Source organism: Sphingobium sp. D43FB (genome assembly GCF_002312805.1).
Classification (GTDB): Bacteria; Pseudomonadota; Alphaproteobacteria; order Sphingomonadales; family Sphingomonadaceae; genus Sphingobium.
In genome coordinates this window covers 1-406 of the sequence record NZ_NMUA01000235.1, presented here as the reverse complement: position 1 = coordinate 406, position 406 = coordinate 1, and the positions used below count along the sequence as shown (strand labels likewise).

Sequence of the window (406 nt, the reverse complement as noted above, 5' to 3'; positions counted from 1 at the left end):
TTGTTGTTCGGTTATTCCATTCTTCTTACGGAAGATTTCACGGCTATTGGCTGGCTGCTGGCTATATTTACGATCAGGATAAATCCCCGGTGGCAGAATATGAAAACGCTCCGCTTCAGTCTGATAATGTTTCTGGAAATCGGCGATTTGCTTATCTGTCAGCATCAGCAGCTGTGTCGGCTTGCCCTGTTCGAAGGTTGCCCGCTCAAAGGCGGCATAATGGCGATAACGTGACGTCAGGCGATAGAAAAAGCCTTTTTCCTGCGCTACTTTCTCGGCATAACAAACATCAGCGGCATAATAAACGTCCAGCCCCGGCATTTTGTTGAATCCAACGACTTTATCGACGGGATGTTCGCGTAAATGTTTTTGCACCCAGGCAAAATACTCCGCATTGCGCCCGTGA

At 48.0% G+C, this 406-nt stretch carries 1 pseudogene; it reads right to left on the bottom strand.

What is annotated here, in order from left to right:
- Positions 1-406 (bottom strand): annotated as a pseudogene (locus SxD43FB_RS24175) (hypothetical protein); the annotation flags it as partial.